General features: G+C 40.8%; 22 protein-coding genes (1 of these 22 running past the window's edge). All 22 read left to right on the forward strand.

The genetic code is table 11. From position 1 onward, the window contains the following. Window positions 1–68 precede the first annotated feature (68 nt). A complete protein-coding gene (locus QE450_RS20440; protein ID WP_273614324.1) occupies window positions 69–428 on the forward strand; it encodes an FtsB family cell division protein in 360 nt (119 codons plus the stop codon). A 138-nt stretch (window positions 429–566) separates the two neighbouring features. Continuing rightward, window positions 567–1,094, forward strand: a complete 528-nt coding sequence (locus QE450_RS20445; RefSeq protein WP_204827308.1) for a S1 domain-containing RNA-binding protein — start codon at window positions 567–569, stop codon at window positions 1,092–1,094. Between the two features lie 121 nt (window positions 1,095–1,215). Beyond that, window positions 1,216–2,166, forward strand: a complete 951-nt coding sequence (locus tag QE450_RS20450; RefSeq protein WP_301263887.1) for a protein kinase domain-containing protein — start codon at window positions 1,216–1,218, stop codon at window positions 2,164–2,166. Window positions 2,167–2,195: 29 nt separating this feature from the next. Then, entirely contained in the window at window positions 2,196–3,638 is a 1,443-nt protein-coding gene (tilS, locus tag QE450_RS20455) for a tRNA lysidine(34) synthetase TilS (RefSeq protein ID WP_307301732.1), read from the forward strand. A gap of 48 nt (window positions 3,639–3,686) precedes the next feature. Next, complete coding sequence (gene hpt / locus QE450_RS20460) at window positions 3,687–4,226, forward strand: hypoxanthine phosphoribosyltransferase (protein ID WP_273614327.1); 540 nt, start codon at window positions 3,687–3,689, stop codon at window positions 4,224–4,226. Window positions 4,227–4,369: 143 nt separating this feature from the next. Next, a complete protein-coding gene (gene ftsH / locus QE450_RS20465; RefSeq protein ID WP_273614328.1) occupies window positions 4,370–6,424 on the forward strand; it encodes an ATP-dependent zinc metalloprotease FtsH in 2,055 nt (684 codons plus the stop codon). Window positions 6,425–6,706: 282 nt separating this feature from the next. After that, window positions 6,707–7,651, forward strand: coding sequence for a quinolinate synthase NadA (gene nadA, locus QE450_RS20470; protein ID WP_273614329.1), 945 nt, complete (start codon window positions 6,707–6,709; stop codon window positions 7,649–7,651). A gap of 20 nt (window positions 7,652–7,671) precedes the next feature. Further along, window positions 7,672–9,315 carry an L-aspartate oxidase gene (gene nadB, locus QE450_RS20475; RefSeq protein WP_307301735.1) on the forward strand — a complete coding sequence of 548 codons (1,644 nt, stop codon included), beginning with the start codon at window positions 7,672–7,674 and terminating at the stop codon, window positions 9,313–9,315. After that, on the forward strand, window positions 9,305–10,171 hold the full coding sequence (gene nadC, locus QE450_RS20480; RefSeq protein WP_307301738.1) for a carboxylating nicotinate-nucleotide diphosphorylase: 867 nt from the start codon (window positions 9,305–9,307) through the stop codon (window positions 10,169–10,171). The genes nadB and nadC overlap by 11 nt, the downstream gene beginning before the upstream one ends. Before the next feature lie 6 nt (window positions 10,172–10,177). Beyond that, window positions 10,178–10,990, forward strand: a complete 813-nt coding sequence (locus QE450_RS20485; protein ID WP_273614332.1) for a type III pantothenate kinase — start codon at window positions 10,178–10,180, stop codon at window positions 10,988–10,990. A 59-nt stretch (window positions 10,991–11,049) separates the two neighbouring features. Further along, complete coding sequence (gene hslO / locus QE450_RS20490; RefSeq protein WP_307301740.1) at window positions 11,050–11,946, forward strand: Hsp33 family molecular chaperone HslO; 897 nt, start codon at window positions 11,050–11,052, stop codon at window positions 11,944–11,946. 14 nt (window positions 11,947–11,960) lie between these two features. Next, window positions 11,961–12,869, forward strand: coding sequence for a peptidylprolyl isomerase (locus QE450_RS20495; protein WP_307301742.1), 909 nt, complete (start codon window positions 11,961–11,963; stop codon window positions 12,867–12,869). 188 nt (window positions 12,870–13,057) lie between these two features. Beyond that, complete coding sequence (cysK, locus tag QE450_RS20500; protein ID WP_204827319.1) at window positions 13,058–13,996, forward strand: cysteine synthase A; 939 nt, start codon at window positions 13,058–13,060, stop codon at window positions 13,994–13,996. A gap of 236 nt (window positions 13,997–14,232) precedes the next feature. Next, complete coding sequence (locus tag QE450_RS20505; protein ID WP_307301745.1) at window positions 14,233–15,837, forward strand: anthranilate synthase component I family protein; 1,605 nt, start codon at window positions 14,233–14,235, stop codon at window positions 15,835–15,837. Beyond that, window positions 15,834–16,421: an aminodeoxychorismate/anthranilate synthase component II gene (pabA, locus tag QE450_RS20510; protein WP_273614337.1), complete on the forward strand. Its 588-nt coding sequence runs from the start codon at window positions 15,834–15,836 to the stop codon at window positions 16,419–16,421. Before QE450_RS20505 ends, pabA begins: the two co-directional genes overlap by 4 nt. After that, entirely contained in the window at window positions 16,418–17,320 is a 903-nt protein-coding gene (pabC, locus tag QE450_RS20515; protein WP_307301748.1) for an aminodeoxychorismate lyase, read from the forward strand. The genes pabA and pabC overlap by 4 nt, the downstream gene beginning before the upstream one ends. Beyond that, complete coding sequence (gene folP, locus QE450_RS20520) at window positions 17,317–18,174, forward strand: dihydropteroate synthase (RefSeq protein WP_373462012.1); 858 nt, start codon at window positions 17,317–17,319, stop codon at window positions 18,172–18,174. Before pabC ends, folP begins: the two co-directional genes overlap by 4 nt. A 36-nt stretch (window positions 18,175–18,210) precedes the next feature. Further along, on the forward strand, window positions 18,211–18,573 hold the full coding sequence (gene folB, locus QE450_RS20525) for a dihydroneopterin aldolase (protein WP_307301750.1): 363 nt from the start codon (window positions 18,211–18,213) through the stop codon (window positions 18,571–18,573). A gap of 9 nt (window positions 18,574–18,582) precedes the next feature. Beyond that, window positions 18,583–19,113, forward strand: a complete 531-nt coding sequence (gene folK / locus QE450_RS20530; protein WP_273614340.1) for a 2-amino-4-hydroxy-6-hydroxymethyldihydropteridine diphosphokinase — start codon at window positions 18,583–18,585, stop codon at window positions 19,111–19,113. Window positions 19,114–19,221: 108 nt separating this feature from the next. Further along, window positions 19,222–20,253 carry a tRNA dihydrouridine synthase DusB gene (dusB, locus tag QE450_RS20535; protein WP_204827325.1) on the forward strand — a complete coding sequence of 344 codons (1,032 nt, stop codon included), beginning with the start codon at window positions 19,222–19,224 and terminating at the stop codon, window positions 20,251–20,253. A 239-nt stretch (window positions 20,254–20,492) separates the two neighbouring features. Then, on the forward strand, window positions 20,493–20,972 hold the full coding sequence (greA, locus tag QE450_RS20540) for a transcription elongation factor GreA (protein ID WP_204827326.1): 480 nt from the start codon (window positions 20,493–20,495) through the stop codon (window positions 20,970–20,972). Window positions 20,973–21,253: 281 nt separating this feature from the next. Continuing rightward, window positions 21,254–22,299: the 5' portion of a lysine--tRNA ligase gene (gene lysS, locus QE450_RS20545; RefSeq protein ID WP_273614341.1), read on the forward strand. Its footprint extends 487 nt past the window's final position; only the first 1,046 of its 1,533 coding nucleotides appear in the window; its start codon is at window positions 21,254–21,256; the stop codon falls past the right edge of the window.

A 22,299-nucleotide genomic window follows, 5' to 3' on the forward strand; every position in this document is an offset into this window, starting at 1 on the left:
TGTGGTAATGTTAATTAAAATGTAATGTTAGCGATGTAATGACGACAGACCATCAAGGAGGCAACCCAATGAACTCAAAACCTACGCCGATTCGAAGCGGTAACTACAAAACAAATAATCAGTCATCTCAGGGAAACAATGGGGCGCGCAGACGGCTACGGATTTGGATGCTTTTCATGGTGTTATTCCTAGGCTGGGCGATGTATACGTTCATTATGCAATCTATACATTTAGCGGAGAAAAAAGAAGAACTCACTCAGCATCAAGTACAGAAGCAACAAGCAGATGCAGCATTTGCTCAATCGCAAAGTGAAGTGAAGCGATTGGAAGACCCGGAATATATCGGACAAGTCGCTCGTAAGCAATATGGTATGTATTTACCAGGCGAAACACCGATTTGGGCAACAGAGGCAACAGACAGTAAATGAATAATGAAGTGAAATAAGTCGTAAAACTGAGTATTAGTGAGTTGACCTTATTTTCGGCTTCCGTTATAATTTAATCAACGCAGATTGTAATCCGTAAGGGATTTTACTGTATATTTTAAGGGAGGATTATTTTACTCTATGGCAATTGAAGTGGGCACCAAGTTAGAAGGCAAAGTGACAGGAATAACACACTTTGGAGCATTTGTAGATTTGTCGGGAGGTGTCACTGGTCTTGTTCACATCTCGGAAATTGCCGACAACTATGTAAAAGACGTTAATGACCATCTTAAAATGGGCGACGTCGTTACTGTTAAAGTCATCAATGTAGACAAAGACGGTAAAATCGGACTTTCGATCAAACAAGCAGTTGACAAACCAGCAGAACCAGCACCATCTTCTAGACCACCTCGTCCAGAGCGTAGCTTTGAGCAACGCAACAGCGGTGGCGGCGGTAGAGATGGCGGAGAGCGTTCTGGAGGCGGCGGCGGATTTAATCGCGGCGGTGGCGGTGATCGTGGAGGTCGTTCTTTCAACAAGCCAGCAGTTGGCAAGCCTTCGTTTGATGATAAATTGACACGCTTCATGAAAGATAGTGAGGAACGCATTTCTTCACTCAAAAAAAATACGGAATCCAAGCGTGGAGGCCGTGGTGCCAAGCGTAGTTAATCCTTACCTTGCATATAGAACATATCAATAATGACCGTAGGTGCCCTGGCATCTGCGGTTTTTTTGCTATAGGTATGGTACACTAAATCTAGACTGCCCTCAGAGGAGAAGGAGAAGCCCGGTGTCAATATCAACTAATTCGGAATTGCCGCCAGGTACTATGATTAGCGGAAGAACTAGAGGACAACAGTATATGGTGCAACGTGTACTGGGCAACGGAACCAATGGAACCGTTTATTTAGTGTCTGCTATAGTGAACGGCAATCTGTACGCTTTGAAAATGGGCACTTACAATCGTACGTTACAATCCGAGATCAAACTTCTTTTTTCTTTACATAAGCATTGGAAAGAAACAGGAAAAAATCAGGTGAATCGTTATCTGTATGATGCGGATGATTATGAAGAAGACGGATTAATTATTCCTTTTTATGTGATGAAATATGTAAAAGGTCAGACATTAACTAACTTCCTTCGCGCAAAAGGCAGTGAAAATCTCGGTAAAGCAGGCTTAGGTGTGCTTGATATTTTACGTGAATTGCATGAAGCCAATTGGGTATTTGGTGACTTAAAAGCTGAGCACGTGATTATTACAGACGAAGGACAGGTAGAACTTATCGATTATGGTGGGGCGATACAAGCAGGGCGAAGTCTGCATCAATTTACAGAATGGTATGATCGCAAATTCTGGAAAGCAGGCAATCGCACAGGTGATTACGCGTATGATCTATTTGCTTTTGCTGTGATGTGTATCAAGTTATTTAACGAGCCGGGATTACAACAAATCATAGCTACTCAATTGCCACAAATACGAAGTGTTGCTGATCTTGTGTCACTGATCGATCGGACACCTGGATTGACATTATATGCAGATTGGTTAAAACGCGCTTTGCGTGGAGAATTTAAAAGTACCGGCGAAGCTTATCATATGTGGAAAGCAGTCGGTGGCTCACGCTTTTTGAGTAGTAAATCCACGGATGGTGATCCGGTGACCCGCCGTTTAAAAAATGCGTTTATCTGGTCTATTATCATTTTGAGTATTGCGTTATTTATTGCTTTATTTTTTAAAAAGTAAAAAACGATCAAGAAACGGAGAGAGTGACGATGAGTGGACAGACATGGCAATCGTTGCTAGAGCATGTCAGAACACTTGTACATGAACAGAAGCTCTGGTCTAGAGGCGATACGATAGTTGTCGCTGTTTCAGGCGGCCCTGATTCTGTGGCGCTACTTCATGTTTTGCATGCTTTATCCGATGAATATCAGTGGACGCTCATCTGTGCTCACCTGAATCATGGATTTCGACCCGAAGAGTCTGCTCAAGAAGCGCAGGTGGTTCAGCAAATTGCTTCTGATCTAGGGATTGCTTTTGAGTTGGAGGAAGTCAGTACTCCTGCGTATATAGAGCAAACCGGTCAAGGGCCACAAGAAGCAGCCCGTACATTACGGTATGATTTTTTGCATCGAATCGCTACCAAATGGTCAGCACATTCTATCGCACTGGCTCATCATTTGGATGATCAAGCGGAGACGGTATTGATGCGAATATTGCGCGGAGCAGGGGCAGAGGGATTAAGCGGAATAAAAATGCGAAGAACTGAAAAAAATGTGGAACTTATACGTCCGTTCTTACGTATATACAAGACGACCTTGATTCATGCCTGTGAAGAATGCCATTTTGGGTATATTACAGATAGCAGTAATCTTCACCGCAAGTATACGCGTAACCGTATTCGACTGGATGTTTTACCATTTTTAGAGCAATTTAATGAGCAGCTTGTACCGTCTCTGGGAAGGCTTGCTGAAATTGTCGGAACTGAAAATGATTATATTCAAGAGGAAACAGGGACGTTATACGCGGAATTGGTTAAAGAAGAAGAAGGATCGTTTTCATTTGAAGTTGCTTCTTTCGTCGAAGTGCATGTCGCTTTACAACGGAGGTTGATTAAACTAATATTGAGTTATCTGTCACCATCTTACGAACAATTTGATTTTTCCAAAATTGAGATGGTTCGGGGGCAGATTATGCAAAGTGACCTCACGACTTGGAGTCTGGATATTGGGGATAAAGTTATTTGTCGCCGCGAGTATCAGCATATCCAGTTGACACGAGGTACACCAAAGCTTTATGAACCATATTGTATTCCGATTTTGTGTACTAATGAAGTGATATCTATTCCTTTTGCTAAAGAGCAATTAGATATCCGATTATTACCATGGAGTAGGAATGATTCAGATCAGATGGAACTTTCTTTGGAAGAAGCATGGTTTGATGCGGATTTACTGACTTTTCCGCTTTGTTTGCGTTCTCGCCGTCCAGGCGATGTGTTCAAACTGAACGAAAAAGGCGGTACCAAGAAAGTTAAAAATCTTTTTATCGATGAGAAAATACCATTATCTCAGCGTAATACTTTGCCTTTAGTGGCTGATGTGCACGGTCAAGTGCTATGGATTCCAGGAATTCGACGTTCGGGATCAGCCTTGATACACCCGGGTACTTCTTGTGTAGTACATATGAGGCGAATAAAAACTGAAGAAAATGTTTGATTATCGTCGATTCGGCTTGATAAGTATAATGTAGGAGGTTCAACCAAGTTGCGCAATGACATTGAAGAAGTACTCATCAGTGAAGAAGAGATTCAACAGAAGATTTTAGAACTTGGCAATAAGCTAAGTGAAGATTACAAGGGTCGCAACCCGCTTGTGATTTGTGTATTAAAAGGTGCTTTTGTATTTATGGCGGATCTGGTTAAGCGGATCGATGTACCGCTTGAGATTGATTTTATGGCGGTATCCAGTTATGGAGCATCTACCAAATCATCCGGCGTTGTCAAAATCATTAAAGATCTAGACGTTTCTGTAGAAGGTCGAGACGTACTGATTGTAGAAGACATTATTGACAGTGGACTCACGCTTAGTTACCTTATGGAGGTATTGCGCGGTCGTAGTGCTAGTAGCGTACGTGTAGTTACTCTTTTCGATAAGCCAGCAGGCAGAACGGTCGACTTAGAAGCAGATTATACCGGGTTTGTTATTCCGGATGCTTTTATCGTTGGATACGGTCTAGACTATGCTGAGAAATACCGGAATCTACCCTACATTGGGATTTTAAAGCCGGCAATTTATTCAAACTAATTACCTATGCTCTGATAACAGGCATATCCAAGTGTCGATATATTGTCCGACACCGTAATATCTGTTATTTGACTTCGCGCTCTATTGAGAACGTAAGTCTTGCTATGGTAAAATAATTTAAGTGTCTCGAGAGGAGGTAGGGGATGAATCGGTTCATCCGGAATTCGGGTTTCTATTTAATTCTTTTTTTAGTCGTGGTGGGCATTGTTCGTTACGTTAGTGACGGAAGTGAAGCTACCGATAATCCAAGATATGATCAGCTTAAAGCAGCACTTGCTGCTGGTAATGTCTCCTCTGTTACGGTTCAGTTTGATAACTATGCCTATTTGGTTACAGGTGAATACAAAAATAAACCAGCAGATGCTAAATCTAATGCGTTTTCTTCTTACATCCCTGCCACTGATGCGGCGATCAACGAGATCGAAACAGCTAGTGACAATGGGGGTACACAAGTAACCATCAAGCCGATGGAAGGCGACAGTATTTGGTTGTCATTTATCACTTCGATGATACCGCTTGTGATCATGTTTATTCTATTCTTCTTCCTTTTCAATCAAGCTCAGGGTGGCGGCGGCAAAGTGATGAACTTTGGTAAGAGTCGTGCTCGCTTGTATAACGAAGAGAAGAAAAAAATTACATTTGAGGATGTAGCAGGGGCTGACGAAGAGAAACAAGAACTCGTCGAAGTTGTTGATTTCCTTAAAGATCCACGTAAGTTTAACGCAGTTGGAGCTCGTATTCCTAAAGGGGTACTTCTTGTAGGTCCTCCGGGTACAGGTAAAACATTGCTTGCTCGTGCAGTAGCAGGAGAAGCAGGCGTTCCGTTCTTCAGCATTTCCGGTTCTGATTTCGTGGAAATGTTTGTCGGTGTCGGTGCGTCGCGTGTACGTGATTTGTTTGAAAATGCGAAGAAAAATGCACCATGTATTATTTTCATCGATGAGATTGATGCAGTCGGTCGTCAACGGGGCGCAGGTCTTGGTGGCGGTCATGACGAACGTGAACAAACGTTGAACCAACTCCTTGTTGAAATGGATGGTTTTGGAGCGAACGAAGGTATTATTATCGTAGCTGCAACCAACCGTCCGGATATTTTGGATCCTGCATTGTTACGTCCAGGTCGTTTTGACCGTCAAATTACGGTTGATCGTCCAGACGTGAAAGGTCGCGAAGCAGTACTGAAAGTTCACTCACGTAACAAACCACTTACATCTAACGTAAGATTGGATACAATTGCGAAACGTACAACAGGTTTTACAGGTGCAGATCTGGAGAACTTGATGAACGAAGCAGCATTGCTTGCTGCGCGTCGTAATCGTCGTGATATTTCGATGACTGAGGTTGATGAAGCGATTGACCGTATCATCGTAGGTACAGAAAAACGTAGTCGTGTTATTAGTGATCGTGAAAAACGCATCGTTGCTTATCATGAAGCGGGTCATACGATTGTCGGTTATTTCTTGGAGCATGCGGATATGGTACACAAAGTAACAATCGTACCGCGTGGACGTGCTGGCGGGTATGTTATTATGCTTCCTAAAGAAGACCGTATGCTTGTAACGAAACAGGAATTGTTGGATAAAGTTACTGGATTGCTTGGTGGACGTGTTGCTGAAGAATTATTTATCGGCGAGATTGGTACTGGAGCATATAGTGATTTCCAGCAAGCAACAAGTATCGTACGTAGCATGATCGTTGAATACGGTATGAGTGAGAAGCTTGGACCAATGCAATTCGGTACTGCTCAAGGTCAAGTATTCTTGGGTCGTGATATCGGACACGAGCAAAACTATAGTGATAAAATCGCTTATGAGATCGATCAAGAAATGCACCGTTTTATTACGGAATCTTACGAACGTTGTCGTGAATTATTGCAAAAACATTCAAGAGAAATGCATTTGATTGCTCAAACATTGCTTGAAGTAGAAACATTGGATCTGGAACAAATCAAAGAATTGATTGAAACTGGATCTTTAAGTGATACAAATGGCGATGGTAACACAAGTGGTTCAGGGGAAACACCAGAAGGTGGCGAACCTACTGTAGATACCATCGGTGGTTCTTTGAGTTTGGAAAAAGACAACACTCCATCTACACCTGGATTAGGTAAAGACGGAGATATTCCAAACAGCCCTACCAATGGTCCTGGCGAAGATCGTGGACCAAATGGAACAGGTGGAAGCACACCTACTTCTTAATCAATATGACAGATGCAACAAATATCAAAGCCCGAAGATCATAATGATCTTCGGGCTTTTTTGTGTATCGTGAAATCCTTGCTCTAATTCACTGATTGACAAGTGACTATAGGATTGTGTACATTATTGGTTGAACATTGATCACAAATTAGACACAACTTACACTGTAGTACGGGATATTTTTCACAAACTCTCTAAGCAGCAATCTTCTACTGGCCTAGAACCTACTTGTCTGTCTAACATTGTGAAATGAATCTCAAACAATGAAAAGGAGCGATTACGATGGAAGCGTTAGCACTAGAAAAGAAAGCAGAACGGGATGCAGAGCTCAGGGAACGTCTTTTACAATTAAAAAAAGAACGCAATGCAATTATTTTGGCTCATTATTATCAACGAGATGAGATTCAAGAAGTAGCTGATTTCCGTGGTGATTCTTTTTTGCTAGCGCAAAAAGCGGCTCAGACTGAAGCCGATACGATTGTATTTTGTGGAGTTCATTTTATGGGTGAAAGTGCTAAGATTCTAGCACCTAACAAAACAGTGATTATTCCTGATGAACGGGCAGGTTGTCCGATGGCGGACATGGTCAATGTCGATGGATTGCGTCGCTTAAAGGAAAAACATCCCAATGCCAAAGTAGTAACGTATATCAATTCGTCTGCTGAAATTAAAGCCGAAACCGATATCTGCTGTACTTCTGCTAATGCTGTTAAAGTAATTCAATCTGTAGATTCCGATGAAATTATCTGGGTACCTGATAAAAACTTAGGGCATTATGTACAACAGCATACAGACAAAAAAATGATTATCTGGGAAGGCTACTGTAATACTCATGATATGTTAACAGTCAAAGACGTGATGGAGATGAAAGCCAAATACCCTCAGTCTGAATTTGTAGTTCATCCTGAATGTCGCCCAGATGTGGTAGCTTTAGGAGACTTTGTGGGCAGTACAACAGCGATTATTAAATATTGCAAAGAATCGCCTTGTCAGGAGTTTATTGTAGGTACAGAAGACGGTACAGGTTATCAGCTTCGTAAAGATAGTCCAGATAAAACATTTCGTTTTGCTAGTAAATATTTAGTATGCCCGAATATGAAAGTGAACAATTTAAAAAAATTAGTGAATTGTCTTGAACATATGAAACCACAAATTTATGTACCGCCTGTTGTTGCTGATCAGGCTCGTGTTTCGTTAGAACGGATGCTACAAGTATCTTCATCTTGAACGATTGAGAGGAAACCATAATGATCCCAAATCGCCTGATCGATTATCATTTGAGTGAATATATTCACAAACAAGTAGATGTTATTATTATAGGTTCAGGAATTGCAGGGTTATTTGCTGCTATTTTGGCAAGTGAATATAAGCACGTTCTTATGATCACTAAGAAATCGCTGTTAGAAAGCAATACCCGTTATGCACAAGGCGGGATTGCGGCAGTAATATCCACTGATGATTCTCCTCTATATCATCGTCAAGATACATTGCTGGCAGGAGCAGGGCTTTGTTCTTCATCTGCGGTAGATGTGCTTGTGCAAGAAGGGCCAGCAGGGGTACAAGAACTGATAAGGTTGGGGACTTTATTTGATACGATTGATGGGCAGTTAGAGTTGACCAGAGAAGGTGCGCATAGTCATCGTCGTATTTTACATGCCAATGGTGATTCTACAGGGTATGAGATTGTTCGAGCGCTATCTCAACATGTAGCTGAACATCCTCGAATTGAAGTCTGGGATGAACATTTCGCTATTGATTTCATAACAGAGCACAATGAATGTAAAGGCGTTATCGTCAAACAACCGGATGGTAGTCTGATCTACGTACAAGCAGAAGCAACAGTGATTTGTTCAGGTGGTAGCGGACAATTATATCAATATACAACGAACCCAGATGTGGCTACAGGTGATGGAGTAGCGATGGCCTATCGTGCAGGAGCACAGGTGCGAGATATGGAATTTATTCAATTTCATCCGACAGCTTTGTGTTATCCTGGTGCACCACGGTTTCTAATTTCAGAAGCGTTGCGCGGAGAAGGGGCGATTTTACGGAATCGCAAAGGCGAAGCTTTTATGAAAAATTATCATCCATTACTAGAATTAGCGCCACGTGATATTGTAGCTAGAGCGATTATGAGTGAAATGGAAAAAGAAGATAGTGCTTTTGTATATCTGGATATTACACATGAGACAGAAGAAGTATTAAAACACCGTTTTCCAACGATTTATGAGACCTGTATGAGTTACGGTCTACAGCTTGCACAAGATTGGATACCCGTAGCACCAGCTGCTCATTATATGATGGGTGGGATCAAAACAGATCTGCAAGGAGCGACCAGTGTGCAGCGCTTGTTTGCTTGTGGTGAAGTATCTTCTACAGGTATTCATGGAGCAAATCGATTAGCTAGTAATTCATTATCTGAAGCGATTGTGTTTGGAAAAAGAGTCGTACAGCAGATTCTGCAACTGAATCCGATCGATATATCAAACACAGATTGTGTTTTGCCCAAAACGAATCTTTTTTATGATAAGAATGTACCTGAATTCACAAACTCTACTGAGCAGTGGATTAGCTGGCGCTTAGAATTACAGGGAATTATGGGGCAACACGCAGGGCTTCGTCGCACAGCATCGTCTCTTCAAGAAGGAATCGATAAGCTTGAAGCATTAGCTGTCATTTTCGAATATCCTCTAAATAGTCGCGAAGCGCTAGAACTGGCTAATATGCTAACTTGTGCGCTACTCGTTATGCGTTCTGCTCTTTACCGGGAAGAAAGTCGTGGCGGACATTATCGAGAAGATTTTCCAGAACGTAACGATGATCAGTGGCAACAACATATTTTACAACAAATCGATCAAGAGCTAACAAAGGAGAGTAGTGATGATGTTTAATGGTTATCAGGAAAATCTTATCGAATGGATCAAGTTATGGCTCAAAGAAGATGTAGGCGCTGGCGATATCACCACAGCGACTACCGTTCCGCAAGGACATATCAGTCGTGCTGTTATTCATGCCAAGCAAGACGGTATACTTGCTGGACTGGCGATTGCAGAGTTAGTATTTCATACCGTTCATCCTGATCTAACCTTTCAGCCTATTGCTCAAGAAGGACAAAAGCTACACAAAGGTGATATCATTGCAGAAGTAGAAGGCAGCACGCATCATCTGCTCACAGGCGAGCGATTAGCGCTAAATCTATTGCAACGTATGTCGGGGATCGCTACTCGCACTCGTGAATATGTAGATGCGATTCAAGAATTACCAGTACGATTAGTCGATACACGCAAAACAACACCAGGACATCGGATGCTTGAAAAATATGCAGTACGTGTTGGTGGAGGGCATAATCATCGTTTTGGATTATATGATGCCGTTATGATTAAAGACAATCATATCAAAGCAGCAGGCGGGATTACAGAAGCTGTGACTTCTGCACGTCAACAGATTCCCCATACGATGACGATTGAAGTAGAGACTGAAAGTATAGAGCAAGTGCAAGAAGCTTTGACTGTGGGTGCAGATATCATTATGCTTGATAATATGCCGACCGAACGTATGCAAGAAGCTGTGCGTATGATTCGTCAACAAGCACCACATGTTAAAATCGAAGCATCAGGCAATGTATCTTTAGAGACTATTTATAACTTGGCAGCCACAGGTGTTGATATTATATCAGTAGGGAGATTGACGTATTCTTTTGAAAATCTGGATATTAGTCTGGATTTGGGTGCGAAGAAAGGGGAGTGACGCACTTTGATAGTGGTGATCGATATAGGGAATACGAATATTGTTCTAGGCGTGTATGAAGGAGAGCAATTGCTTCATCATTTCCGCATCAATACGAATCGACAAGCAACACCAGATGAGTATGGTGTGATGGTGCATAATCTTTTTCAAATGTCTAAAATTGCAATAGATCATATTAAAGGTATTATTATTTCTTCTGTGGTTCCTCCGATCATGAACACGTTAGAAGAAATGTGCAGAAAATATTTACATCATACTCCTATGATTGTCGGACCGGGCATACGCACCGGTCTGAACTTGCGTTATGAGAACCCGCGCGAAGTAGGAGCAGATCGGATAGTGAATGCAGTAGCAGCCGTTGCCAAATACGGTGGACCGGTGATTGTGGTTGATTTTGGCACAGCGACAACATTTGATTGTATAGACAGTAAAGGCGATTATTTAGGTGGAGCGATTGTACCTGGAATTGGTATTTCAACAGAAGCTTTATATCAACGTGCTTCTAAATTACCTAATATTGAACTCGAAAAACCTAAAAAAGTGATAGGACGCAATACCGTTCATGCGATGCAATCTGGTATTATATATGGATACGCAGGTCAAGTGGATGGTATCGTCAAACGAATTCATGCAGAAATGGGCGTTATCGGTAAAGTTATTGCGACTGGTGGTTTGGCAGAACTCATTTCCAGTGAAACCGAAACGGTAGATGAAGTGAATCCGATGCTTACTCTTGAAGGATTGCGTTTGATTTATGAACGTAATATAGTTACAACCAATATAGACAAAACTTTTGGTACGCCTAAAGCGTCTAAATAAAAATAGAAGAACATGCTCATTGGAATATACAGCAAGAGCAACGAGGGGAGCCATTACAAATGGAAAATCAAAATCACACAAAACCGGATCTTTTGGTCCGTGGTATAGCATTAGGTGGCAAAGTACGTGCATTTGCTATTCGTTCTACTCATTTGGTCGAAGAAGCACGTCAACATCATGATACATGGCCTACAGCAACAGCAGCTATGGGTCGTACCCTAACAACAGCAGCAATGATGGGTGCAATGCTTAAAGGAGAAGAAAAATTAACGTTACAAGTAAAAGGCGACGGACCTCTTGGACAGATCGTAGCGGATGCTAATGCTAAAGGCGAAGTGCGCGGATATGTCGATAATCCACATGTACATTTGCCAAGTAATGCAATGGGGAAATTAGATGTAGCTGGTGCGGTAGGTACAGAAGGATTTGTATATGTGATCAAAGATTTAGGGCTTAAAGATCCGTACCGCGGAAGCGTGCCGATTATTTCAGGAGAACTTGGCGAAGATTTTACGTACTATTTCGCCAAGTCTGAACAGACTCCTTCTGCTGTAGGAATAGGCGTATTGGTCGATACCGACAATTCTGTGATTGTAGCAGGTGGATTTATTATTCAATTGTTGCCAGGTCTTACTGATGCTGAGATTGATCAAATCGAACAATCTATAGGTTCATTGCCACCGGTAACGACTCTTTTAGCAGAAGGATTAGAACTGGAAGAACTGTTACGCCGTGTTGTACCTGATGCAGAAGTAATGGAAACATCGGATGTACGCTTCTATTGCCCTTGTTCTCGCAAACGTGTAGAACAGACCTTGATGAGTCTGGGTGAATATGAATTAACACAATTGATTGAAGAAGATGGACAAGCAGAAGTGGTATGTCATTTCTGTGGTGAAAAGCATTTATTCAATCGTCAAGATCTGGAATCTATTCTTGCTGAAGCTAAAAGTTAAGGAATTTTAAATATATGACTAGAGGCAGATCACCTGTATGGACAGCCGTCTTGGTCTTATTATCTGTAATTATTATGCTGCTCGGTGCCTTTTGGGTCATCCGGGCAGTTCAACATTCTAGCTCTTCGACAGTAGCGATGGTAGGTAATGAGTCAATTAGTGAACAAGAATGGGTAAATGAATTAAAAAGAAGATATGGCAAAGAAATTTTGACACAAATGCTTAATCATCAAGCGGTTAAGCTAGAAGTACAAGCACGCCATATTGCAGTCAGTGAAGAAGAGATTCAAGATGATCTAGCAGAGCGTATTAGCGGATATTCTTCACCAGCAGACTTTTATCAGGAAATGAATACTCAATTTGGATTGAGTGCAGATGATCTGAGACAAGAATCGGAATATCAGATTGAATTGGAAAAGATCGCTACAGCAGATATCAACATTACTGATGCAGAAGTAGATGCGTACTTGAAGCAATACAAGCAATCGATGACCAAACATCAATTTGATTTGTCATGGATTGAATTAGACAATGAATCGTCTGCGCAACAGGCGATTGAACGTATCGATCAAGGGGAAGTATTTTCGGCAGTAGCACAGTCGATGTCTGTAGATACATTTTCAGCTCCACAAGGTGGAGCACTTGGATGGATAGATCAAGATGATCCTTTTCAACCGCCTGAATTGTTAAAAGCGATTCAAGATATGCAAGTAGGTGATATTGTCGGGCCGATTGCGCTGAGTACAGGTCATTATGCAATTGTACAAGTCACCGATATTCGTCCTGCGCCTTCGTCCGAGCAGACGTTAAGCCGGGAAACAGCAAGACGCAAAATTGCACTTGGGCAAGCCAAACCGCTAACAGAAATCGAGCAACAATTAAGAGAAAAATACAATGCGTATATTTTATCTGTAGCAGAGTAAAAATATTTGCTCTATCTGATCTATTTCATGTGATTTTTGCGAAATGCTAGATTGACAACGCTGTGACAGATTGATAATATAAAAGTATATTAAAACCTACTATTTTACTCGGAATAGCGTAGATTAGACATATAGAATAGAGTTTATATTCGCGGCTACGTTCAATCATTTGAAGGAGGGCTATAGGCATGGCAAAAGTCGTCAATAACATTACAGAACTTATCGGAGGAACACCACTAGTTAAGTTGAATAGTATCGTTCCTGAAGGAAGCGCAGATATTTATCTGAAGCTTGAATATCAGAATCCGGGTTCCAGTGTCAAAGATCGAATTGCAATCAGCATCGTAGAAGAAGCGGAAAAACAAGGTTTACTCAAACCTGGTGGTACGATCGTTGAAGCAACCAGTGGTAACACAGGGATTGGTCTGGCTATGGTTGCTGCTGCTAAAGGATATAAATGTGTAATTGTAATGCCTGAGACAATGAGTATTGAACGTCGTAATTTGCTTCGTGCATATGGAGCGGAATTGGTTCTTACTCCAGGATCAGAAGGTATGAATGGAGCTGTCAAAAAAGCAGAAACGATTTTGAGTGAAAATCCAGATTACTTTATTGCAGAGCAATTTAAAAATAAAGCAAACGTTAAAATTCACCGCGAAACAACAGGTCCTGAAATTGTAGAAGCAATCGGTTCTATCGGTGGAACTTTAGATGCTTTTGTAGCAGGTATCGGTACAGGCGGTACTATTTCTGGAGCAGGTGAAGTGTTAAAACAATCTTTCCCAGAGATCAAAATTTATGCTGTAGAACCTGCGGCTTCTCCTATTTTGGCAGGTGGACAACCAGGGCCTCACAAAATTCAAGGGATCGGTGCTAACTTTATTCCTGAGATTTTGAACCAAAATATTTACGATGAGATTATTCATGTTGAAAATGAAGAAGCATTTGAATGGGCTCGTCGTGTAGCCAAAGAAGAAGGAATTCTTACAGGTATTTCTTCAGGTGCAGCGATCAAAGCCGCTCTACAAGTAGCAAAAGAATTAGGTACAGGTAAACGTGTCGTTGTGATCATTGCAAGTAATGGTGAGCGTTATCTTAGTACGCCATTATACAACTTTGAATCTTAATCCTAATAACATCATGATATAAAATAGTGTTGCTAGATGTACTGATGTTTCCTTATTGGAATTAAGTGATCTATTGATCATTATGTTATAGGCTCAATTAATATGTAATAAAAGCTTCTACCCTTGTCTATATGGCATAGGGATAGAAGCTTTTTTATTTCTCGCATCTTCTCATTCGATCTACGCTTTAGTATACTAACGACAACGAATAGATCATGAGGTTGGAGGAAGATCGATTGACCAAAGTATATACATCATTTCAACAATGGACAGACTGGCAAGCAGCAGGATATACACAGTTGCCTTATATCGTGCAGATTCCTTTGCAAGATCAGCTATTACCTGATAGTTGGGAACAATTATGGCAAGAACAGATGCCATATTCATTTATATTGGAAAATGGAAAAAGCGGTAGATACAGTTATCTTGGACTTTCTCCTATCTCTATTCTTAGTGGTCAAGATGGACAAGCGCATATTCGAAATGCAACAAGCACCACTCCTATATTATCGTGGCAACAAGCACAGCCTGAATATATCGCTGGTGCATCGTATACAGGCAAGCCTTTAGATATACTACGAACATGGATGTCTACTGATCGTGCACCTAGATTAGCAGAAGTACCACCTTTTACAGGCGGATGCGTTGGTTTTCTTAGCTATGATGTAGCTCGTTCTTTAGAAAAATTACCAGATCATTTGAGCAATGATCTTGGAATGCCAGATTATCTATGGATGAAGTTCAATCAAGTATGGGTAATCGATCATTTGGAAAAGCAATTATACTGCTGTGTGCATACATCGATAAATGAACATACAGATTATCAACGAGATTATGATCATGCGGCTACATGCGCGATGCAAATGGCTGAGGAGTGGCAGCAGATCATCCAGCAATCACAGCTATCCTCTACATTAGCACGCAAGCAATTTTTGGCTGAACATCCTATAGCATTAACCAATTCACGTACAGATGGGTATGGATTTGAGACCGGATTTGCTCAAGTTCAATTTGAAAAAGCAGTACAGACGATTCAGGAGTATATCCGTCAGGGTGATGTATTTCAAGTCAATTTATCGTTACGCAGTCAGCGACCGTTAACTTCAACACCTGAATCGGTATACGAATGGTTACGTTTAACCAATCCTTCTCCGTACATGGGATTGTTGCGTACACCTGATTTTCATTTAGTATCTGCTTCGCCTGAACTGTTAGTGCGTGTAGTAGATGGCAAAGTGTCTGCACGACCGATAGCGGGTACAAGGCGTAGAGGAACAACAGATATCGAAGATCAAGCGATGGAAGATGATCTTTTATCTAATGAGAAAGAACGTGCAGAACATATTATGCTCGTCGATCTTCAACGTAATGATCTAGGACGAATCGCCAAATATGGAACAGTACGTGTGCCTGAATTGATGACGATCGAACGGTATTCGCATGTGATGCATTTAGTATCTGGAGTTGAAGGAGAATTAGCGGATTCCAAAGATGTATACGATGTAATAGCCGCTGTATTTCCCGGTGGAACGATTACAGGTGCACCGAAAGTGCGTACGATGGAAATCATCGAAGAGTTAGAACAGACACGTCGTGGTGCATATACCGGTTCGATGGGCTGGATTGACTATAATGGTAATATGGAATTAAATATTATTATTAGAACATTAACGGTCAAAGACAATATAGCTTATATGCAAGCAGGAGCTGGTGTAGTGATCGATTCTGAACCTTATCGTGAATATCGCGAATGTTTTAACAAGTCTAGAGCGATCGCTAGAGCAGTGATGTTAAGTGAACAACATGATCAAGTGCAAGCAGAGAAAGGGAGGATATTATGATACTTGTAATAGATAACTACGATTCATTTACGTACAACCTTGTACAATATTTAGGCGAATTGGGTGAAGAGGTAGTCGTTCGTCGCAATGATGAGATTGATATGGCAGGTATTCGTGCAATGGCACCAGATCATATTTTATTATCCCCGGGTCCATGTACACCAACAGAAGCTGGTATTACGTTAGACGTTATTGAAAATTTCAAAGGCGATATTCCGATCTTTGGCGTTTGTCTCGGTCATCAAGCGATCGGTCAAGCATTTGGTGGTAATGTGATTCGTGCTGAGCGATTAATGCATGGTAAGACTTCGCCTATCCTGCATGACAAAGCATCTGTTTTTGAAAATTTACCTTCTCCATTTACAGCGACCCGTTATCATTCGTTGATTGTTGAGCGTGAAAGTTTACCTGATTGTCTAGAAATTACGGCTGAGACGGCTGAAGGCGAGATTATGGGTCTGCGTCACAAAGAGTATGCAGTCGAAGGTGTACAATTCCATCCAGAATCGATTGTAACGGATCATGGACATGAGATGTTGCGTAGCTTTTTGAGTCGTAAAGTAGATAAAGCACCAACCGTATGAACTATGTATCTTTAAATGGGCACATTACTGCTACAGATCAAGCCGTGGTCTCTGTCATGGATCACGGCTTTTTGTATGGAATGGGATTGTTTGAGACGTTTCGTACGTATAATGGCCAGCCGTTTTTATTAGAACAACATCTATTAAGATTATCGACAAGTTGCCAGTCCTTAGGAATCATCTGGAATCAGTCAGTCAACGATATATCTGAAGAGATTCAGCAATTAATGATCGCTAACCAATTATCAGATGCTTATATTCGTTATACGGTTACAGCAGGAACCGATATATTAGGTCTGCCTTCAGGAGAATATGAACAGCCTACTATCGTAATCTATGCCAAGTCGCTACCTCCAGCTCGCTTTGATTCTATTTCGCTTGCAGATCATTTATATACTCATAGCAAGTCATTGCGTCGCTTACACACCTTACGGAACACACCAGAAGGCGATATTCGTCTCAAATCACTCCATTATATGAATAGCATTTTGGGTAAGCGCGAATTAATACAGTATCAAGATCACCCTACTACTGCTGTAGAAGGATTGATGCTGACTAAAGAACAATATATAGCAGAAGGCATTGTGAGTAATGTTTTTTTTGTGAAAAATCAACAATTATACACACCTGCTATAGATACAGGGATATTACCGGGTATTACGCGTGCTTTTGTGATTCAATTAGCAGAGTCTGCTGGAATAACAGTGCATGAAGGTTATTATACATGGGAGCAGTTACTAGAAGCAGATGAAGTGTTTTTAACGAATTCTATTCAAGAAATAGTACCTGTTAAGCAATTGTTAGCACATACAGCAACATATCAGCTTCCTGAGCTTCTTTCCAACTCTATGACTTTCCAATTAGCTTATGCTTACCAGAAGGAGGCTTATCAGCAGTGAAACAGCCTATTCGCTACACAAGAACATACAATATGGGTTCCGCTACTGTAACACTTGGAGATTCAACATTAATGATGGGCATTTTGAATGTTACGCCGGATTCTTTTTCCGATGGTGGACAATATACATTAATCGATCGTGCTGTTGAACATGCTTTGCAAATGATGCAAGATGGAGCAGATCTGATTGATATTGGCGGAGAATCTACTCGTCCGGGGCATGATCCTGTATCTGCTGAGCAAGAATTAGAACGTGTACTTCCGATTATTGAAGCTTTGCAACGGGAAGCTCCTCATATTCCATTATCGATTGATACGTACAAAGCAGAAGTCGCCAGACAAGCATTACAAGCAGGCGCTCATATCATTAACGATGTATGGGGCGGACAAGCCGATCCTTTAATGTTACAAGTGGCAGCTTCTGCACAGTGCCCGATTATTTTGATGCACAATCGAGATAATATGGATTATACGAATTTTGTTTCAGATGTACGTCATGATCTTCAAGACTGTATCGATCAAGCGCTACAAGCAGGAGTACAAGCAGAGCATATTATTTTAGATCCAGGTATTGGATTTGCCAAAACAGCAGATCATAATTTACAGCTAATGATGGAGCTTGATCAGTTATCTTCACTAGGGTATCCGTTATTATTAGGAACTTCACGCAAAAAATTTATTCGAACTGTTTTGGATCTACCTGCTCATGATGTAGTAGAAGGAACGACAGCTACAACTGCTTTTGGAATTGCTCAAGGCTGTCAGATTATTCGTGTGCATGATATTAAGCAGAATAAACGAATGGCAGTAATGTGTGATGCGATGGTACAGTCTACTCGACATCATAAGAACTAGAAATTTATAATTTATATATAGAAGGAGTATGCCGTTATGGATAAAATGATTCTGACACGTATGGAGTATTACGGGTATCATGGTGTTTTTGAAGAAGAACGTAAATTAGGTCAACGTTTCTATGTCGACTTAGAATTAGAAATGGATCTATCAACAGCAGGTCAGACCGATGATCTTAGCAACACGATCAACTATGCTGAAATTCATGAAAAAGTAAAACAGGTAGTAGAACAGCAATCATTTAAATTGATTGAAGCTCTAGCAGAATATATTGCATCCTCTTTATTGGACGCTTATACTGATGTACATGCACTAACGGTAAGAGTAACCAAGCCTCATCCACCATTTGATATTCATTTTCAAGGCGTTACTGTGGAATTGCGGCGTACACGAAAGTGAGAATCTGTCATGAAGTCATCTGTTCCCTCTGAATACTCAGAGGCTTATATTGCTTTAGGCGCTAATTTGGGCGATCGTGAGCAGACCTTAACAGAAGCTATACAGATGCTGAATGATCATTCCGATATAGAGATTGTTCATTGCTCAGGTCTGTACGAGACTGCTCCTGTTGGATATATCGATCAACCTTCTTTTCTCAATATGGTATTGATGTTACGTACAACATTAGAACCAGAATCATTATTAATGAGTATGTTGGATGTAGAAAATAAGTTAGGTCGGGTACGAGATATTCGCTGGGGACCACGTACAGTAGATCTGGATTTGTTATGGATGGACAATCAACAACTGCATACCGAACGTTTAGAATTACCTCATCCACGAATGCATGAACGAGCTTTTGTACTGGTTCCGTTAGCAGAATTAGTATCGTCTGATCACCATCCCGAGTTATTTCAGTCGATTCAGCAATCATTAAGTGATATTGAAGCCGAACAACAAGGGATTCATTATGTCAAAGCTTTTACGATGCCCTTATAGTTCAAAATTAAAATAAACCGCAGATCATACAATCTGCTTTTTGATACAGGGAATCAGTCGCTTGTTTTGATCGTAAACCATGGATAGAGATACAAGGAGTGAACCCAAATGTTAAAGATCGGTGATATAGAAATGAAAAATCAGGTCGTACTCGCGCCTATGGCTGGAGTATGTAACCCTGCTTTTCGTTTGATAGCCAAAGAATTTGGTACAGGTCTAGTCTGTGCTGAGATGGTCAGTGATAAAGCTATTTTGAACGGTAACAAGCGCACACACGAAATGTTATTTGTCGACGAGCGTGAGAAGCCATTAAGTTTGCAAATTTTTGGTGGAGATCGTGAATCGCTAGTTGCCGCAGCCAAAGTGGTCGATCAAGATACTAATGCAGACATTATAGATATTAATATGGGATGCCCTGCGCCCAAAATCAATAAAAGCGATGCAGGAGCGAAGTGGTTACTTGATCCGAACAAGATCAATGAAATGGTAGCCGCTGTCGTAGCTAATGTAAGCAAGCCCGTTACAGTGAAAATGCGTATCGGTTGGGATAGCGATCATATTTTTGTGGTCGATAATGTCAAAGCTGTAGCAGACGCAGGCGGTAAAGCAGTCAGTGTTCATGGTCGTACACGTCAGCAACTATATACAGGACAAGCAGACTGGTCTTATATCAAACAAGCCAAAGAAGCAGTCTCTATTCCTGTTATCGGGAATGGGGATGTTGTTACTCCTGAAGATGCCAAGCGTATGTTAGATACAACTGGTTGCGATGGAGTTATGATTGGACGCGGTGCACTAGGTAATCCGTGGATGTTATATCGTACGATTGAATTTTTAAAAACAGGACAATTGCTATCCGAGCCTACAGCAGAAGAGAAAATCAGAATAGCTATTTTGCATATGGATCGTTTGATTAATCTCAAAGGCGAGCATGTGGCAGTTCGAGAAATGCGTAAACACCTTTCCTGGTATCTAAAAGGAATAAAAGGATCAGCCAAAATCAAAGACTCAATCATGGAAGAAGTTAAACGTGATGAAATGGTACAGATTTTGCACAATTTCCTAGAAGGATTACCTCAAGGCGAACTAAGTTCTCCGGGGAACGAATTAGAAGAAGTAGAGCAAGTTTGCAGTATCTAAATCTACGCAATGGATAGGAATAATTAAGGCAGGATACAGGGTTTGATACTGTTCCTGCCTTTTTATTGACATTTCGTAATCATTCCCATATACTTTTTCAGTATAAATTTGCCTGAACTAAAGGTTTAGATACAGTAATTAAGCCTCTTTGGGGAATCCCTAATCCAATCATCATTTCGACAAGAAACCCCGAAGCGCGATGAGCGAAAATTATTCACATGACAGGAGAATCGGTTGAGATGAGCGACAAAGAAGTCATTTTAACACAGGACGGTCTGAAGAAGCTGGAAGACGAGCTAGAAATGCTTAAATCTGTAAAACGACGTGAAGTAGCAGAGCGAATTAAAGTTGCTATCGGGTACGGTGATATTAGTGAGAACTCCGAATATGAAGATGCTAAGAATGAACAAGCATTTATCGAAGGACGCATCATTACACTTGAAAAGTTGCTACGCAACGCTCGTATTATCAATAGCGATGAGATTGTTACGGATATCGTAAGTATTGGTGCTACTGTAATCGTAGAAGATATGGAATTTGGCGATACAATGGAATATACCATTGTAGGTAGTGCTGAATCGAATCCTTCACAGAATAAGATTTCAAATGAAAGTCCTGTAGGTAAAGCTATTCTTGGTAAGCAAAAAGGAACAACCGTTGATGTTAGCGTTCCTGCTGGCGGTGTAATTCAGTACAAAATTCTTGAAATCAAAAAATAAGATTGCCTTATGTATGTTGAGATAAGTAGATCGTATTTATGTTATATCCTATGAAAAAGCTTCCTTTGGGAAGCTTTTTTCTTGAAATGAACACATAATATATGGACATTTCGCAAATGTTGCGCAGATATTATCATGTAAAATCGTTTTATAGATTTATGAATACTGTCAAATCAGGTACACTATAGTCATAGTGTATATTTCATAGCATGTATGTAAGATGAACGAAAGATATGAAATATAGCAAACAGGTACTACTTTGAAGGAGTTGAAGTTCAGCAATGTCTGAAGAAAATGTAAACCCCAATCCAGAAGAGATGGATAATGAAAACGAAATAAGCGAGTTACTACAAATACGTAGAGACAAACTAGATGAATTACGTGGTCTAGGTATTGATCCGTTTGGACAAAAGTATGTACGTACTTCTACAGCAGCGGATGTCATCAGTAAATACGATAGCTTGACCAAAGAAGAGCTAGAAGAGAAAAGTATCACAGTTAGTTTAGCAGGACGTATTATGGCTAAACGTGGTATGGGTAAAGCAAGCTTTGCACATATTCAAGATTTGAGCGGACGTATTCAGATCTATGTTCGTCAAGACAGCACGCCAGAAGTGAAGTACCAAGCATTCTCTATTCTTGATCTTGGAGATATCGTTGGTGTAACAGGTAAAGTATTCAAAACCAAAACAGGCGAAACTTCTATTAAAGTAAGCGATCTAGAAGTATTGTCCAAATCACTTTATCCATTGCCAGAAAAATACCATGGTCTAAAAGACGTTGAATTGCGTTACCGTCAACGCTATGTGGATTTGATCGTGAATCCAGAAGTACAACAATCATTTATTACTCGTTCCCGCATTATCCAATCGATGCGTCGTTATTTGGATTCACTAGGCTACTTGGAAGTAGAAACACCTACACTACATTCTATCGCTGGTGGAGCGGCGGCTAAGCCTTTCATTACTCACCATAATGCGCTAGATATGGAACTATATATGCGTATTGCTATTGAGCTTCATCTGAAACGCTTGATCGTAGGTGGTTTGGAGAAAGTATACGAAATCGGACGCGTATACCGTAATGAAGGAACATCAACCCGTCATAACCCTGAATTTACGATGATTGAATTGTATGAAGCATATGCAGATTACAAAGATATCATGAGCTTAACAGAGAATATGATTGCTCATATCGCGCAAGAAGTACTGGGCACAACACATATTCAATATCAAGGACAAGACATTGATCTAACTCCACAATGGCGTCGCCTATCTATGGTAGATGCTGTTAAAGAAGTAAAAGGTGTAGACTTTGGTGTACACAT

It is taken from the genome of Paenibacillus sp. SORGH_AS_0306 (assembly GCF_030819345.1).
GTDB lineage: Bacteria > Bacillota > Bacilli > Paenibacillales > Paenibacillaceae > Saccharibacillus > Saccharibacillus kyungheensis.

What these genes read in the sequence shown, in the direction of transcription:
- tilS (WP_307301732.1), top strand. Translation starts at nt 2,196, where the DNA reads ATGAGTGGACAGACATGGCAATCGTTGCTAGAGCATGTCAGAACACTT.
- nadC (WP_307301738.1), top strand. Translation starts at nt 9,305, where the DNA reads ATGATGTTTAATGGTTATCAGGAAAATCTTATCGAATGGATCAAGTTA.
- dusB (WP_204827325.1), top strand. Translation starts at nt 19,222, where the DNA reads ATGTTAAAGATCGGTGATATAGAAATGAAAAATCAGGTCGTACTCGCG.
- nadA (WP_273614329.1), top strand. Translation starts at nt 6,707, where the DNA reads ATGGAAGCGTTAGCACTAGAAAAGAAAGCAGAACGGGATGCAGAGCTC.
- folK (WP_273614340.1), top strand. Translation starts at nt 18,583, where the DNA reads ATGAAGTCATCTGTTCCCTCTGAATACTCAGAGGCTTATATTGCTTTA.
- ftsH (WP_273614328.1), top strand. Translation starts at nt 4,370, where the DNA reads ATGAATCGGTTCATCCGGAATTCGGGTTTCTATTTAATTCTTTTTTTA.
- nadB (WP_307301735.1), top strand. Translation starts at nt 7,672, where the DNA reads ATGATCCCAAATCGCCTGATCGATTATCATTTGAGTGAATATATTCAC.
- QE450_RS20445 (WP_204827308.1), top strand. Translation starts at nt 567, where the DNA reads ATGGCAATTGAAGTGGGCACCAAGTTAGAAGGCAAAGTGACAGGAATA.
- folB (WP_307301750.1), top strand. Translation starts at nt 18,211, where the DNA reads ATGGATAAAATGATTCTGACACGTATGGAGTATTACGGGTATCATGGT.
- cysK (WP_204827319.1), top strand. Translation starts at nt 13,058, where the DNA reads ATGGCAAAAGTCGTCAATAACATTACAGAACTTATCGGAGGAACACCA.
- pabA (WP_273614337.1), top strand. Translation starts at nt 15,834, where the DNA reads ATGATACTTGTAATAGATAACTACGATTCATTTACGTACAACCTTGTA.
- QE450_RS20495 (WP_307301742.1), top strand. Translation starts at nt 11,961, where the DNA reads ATGACTAGAGGCAGATCACCTGTATGGACAGCCGTCTTGGTCTTATTA.
- hslO (WP_307301740.1), top strand. Translation starts at nt 11,050, where the DNA reads ATGGAAAATCAAAATCACACAAAACCGGATCTTTTGGTCCGTGGTATA.
- pabC (WP_307301748.1), top strand. Translation starts at nt 16,418, where the DNA reads ATGAACTATGTATCTTTAAATGGGCACATTACTGCTACAGATCAAGCC.
- greA (WP_204827326.1), top strand. Translation starts at nt 20,493, where the DNA reads ATGAGCGACAAAGAAGTCATTTTAACACAGGACGGTCTGAAGAAGCTG.
- QE450_RS20440 (WP_273614324.1), top strand. Translation starts at nt 69, where the DNA reads ATGAACTCAAAACCTACGCCGATTCGAAGCGGTAACTACAAAACAAAT.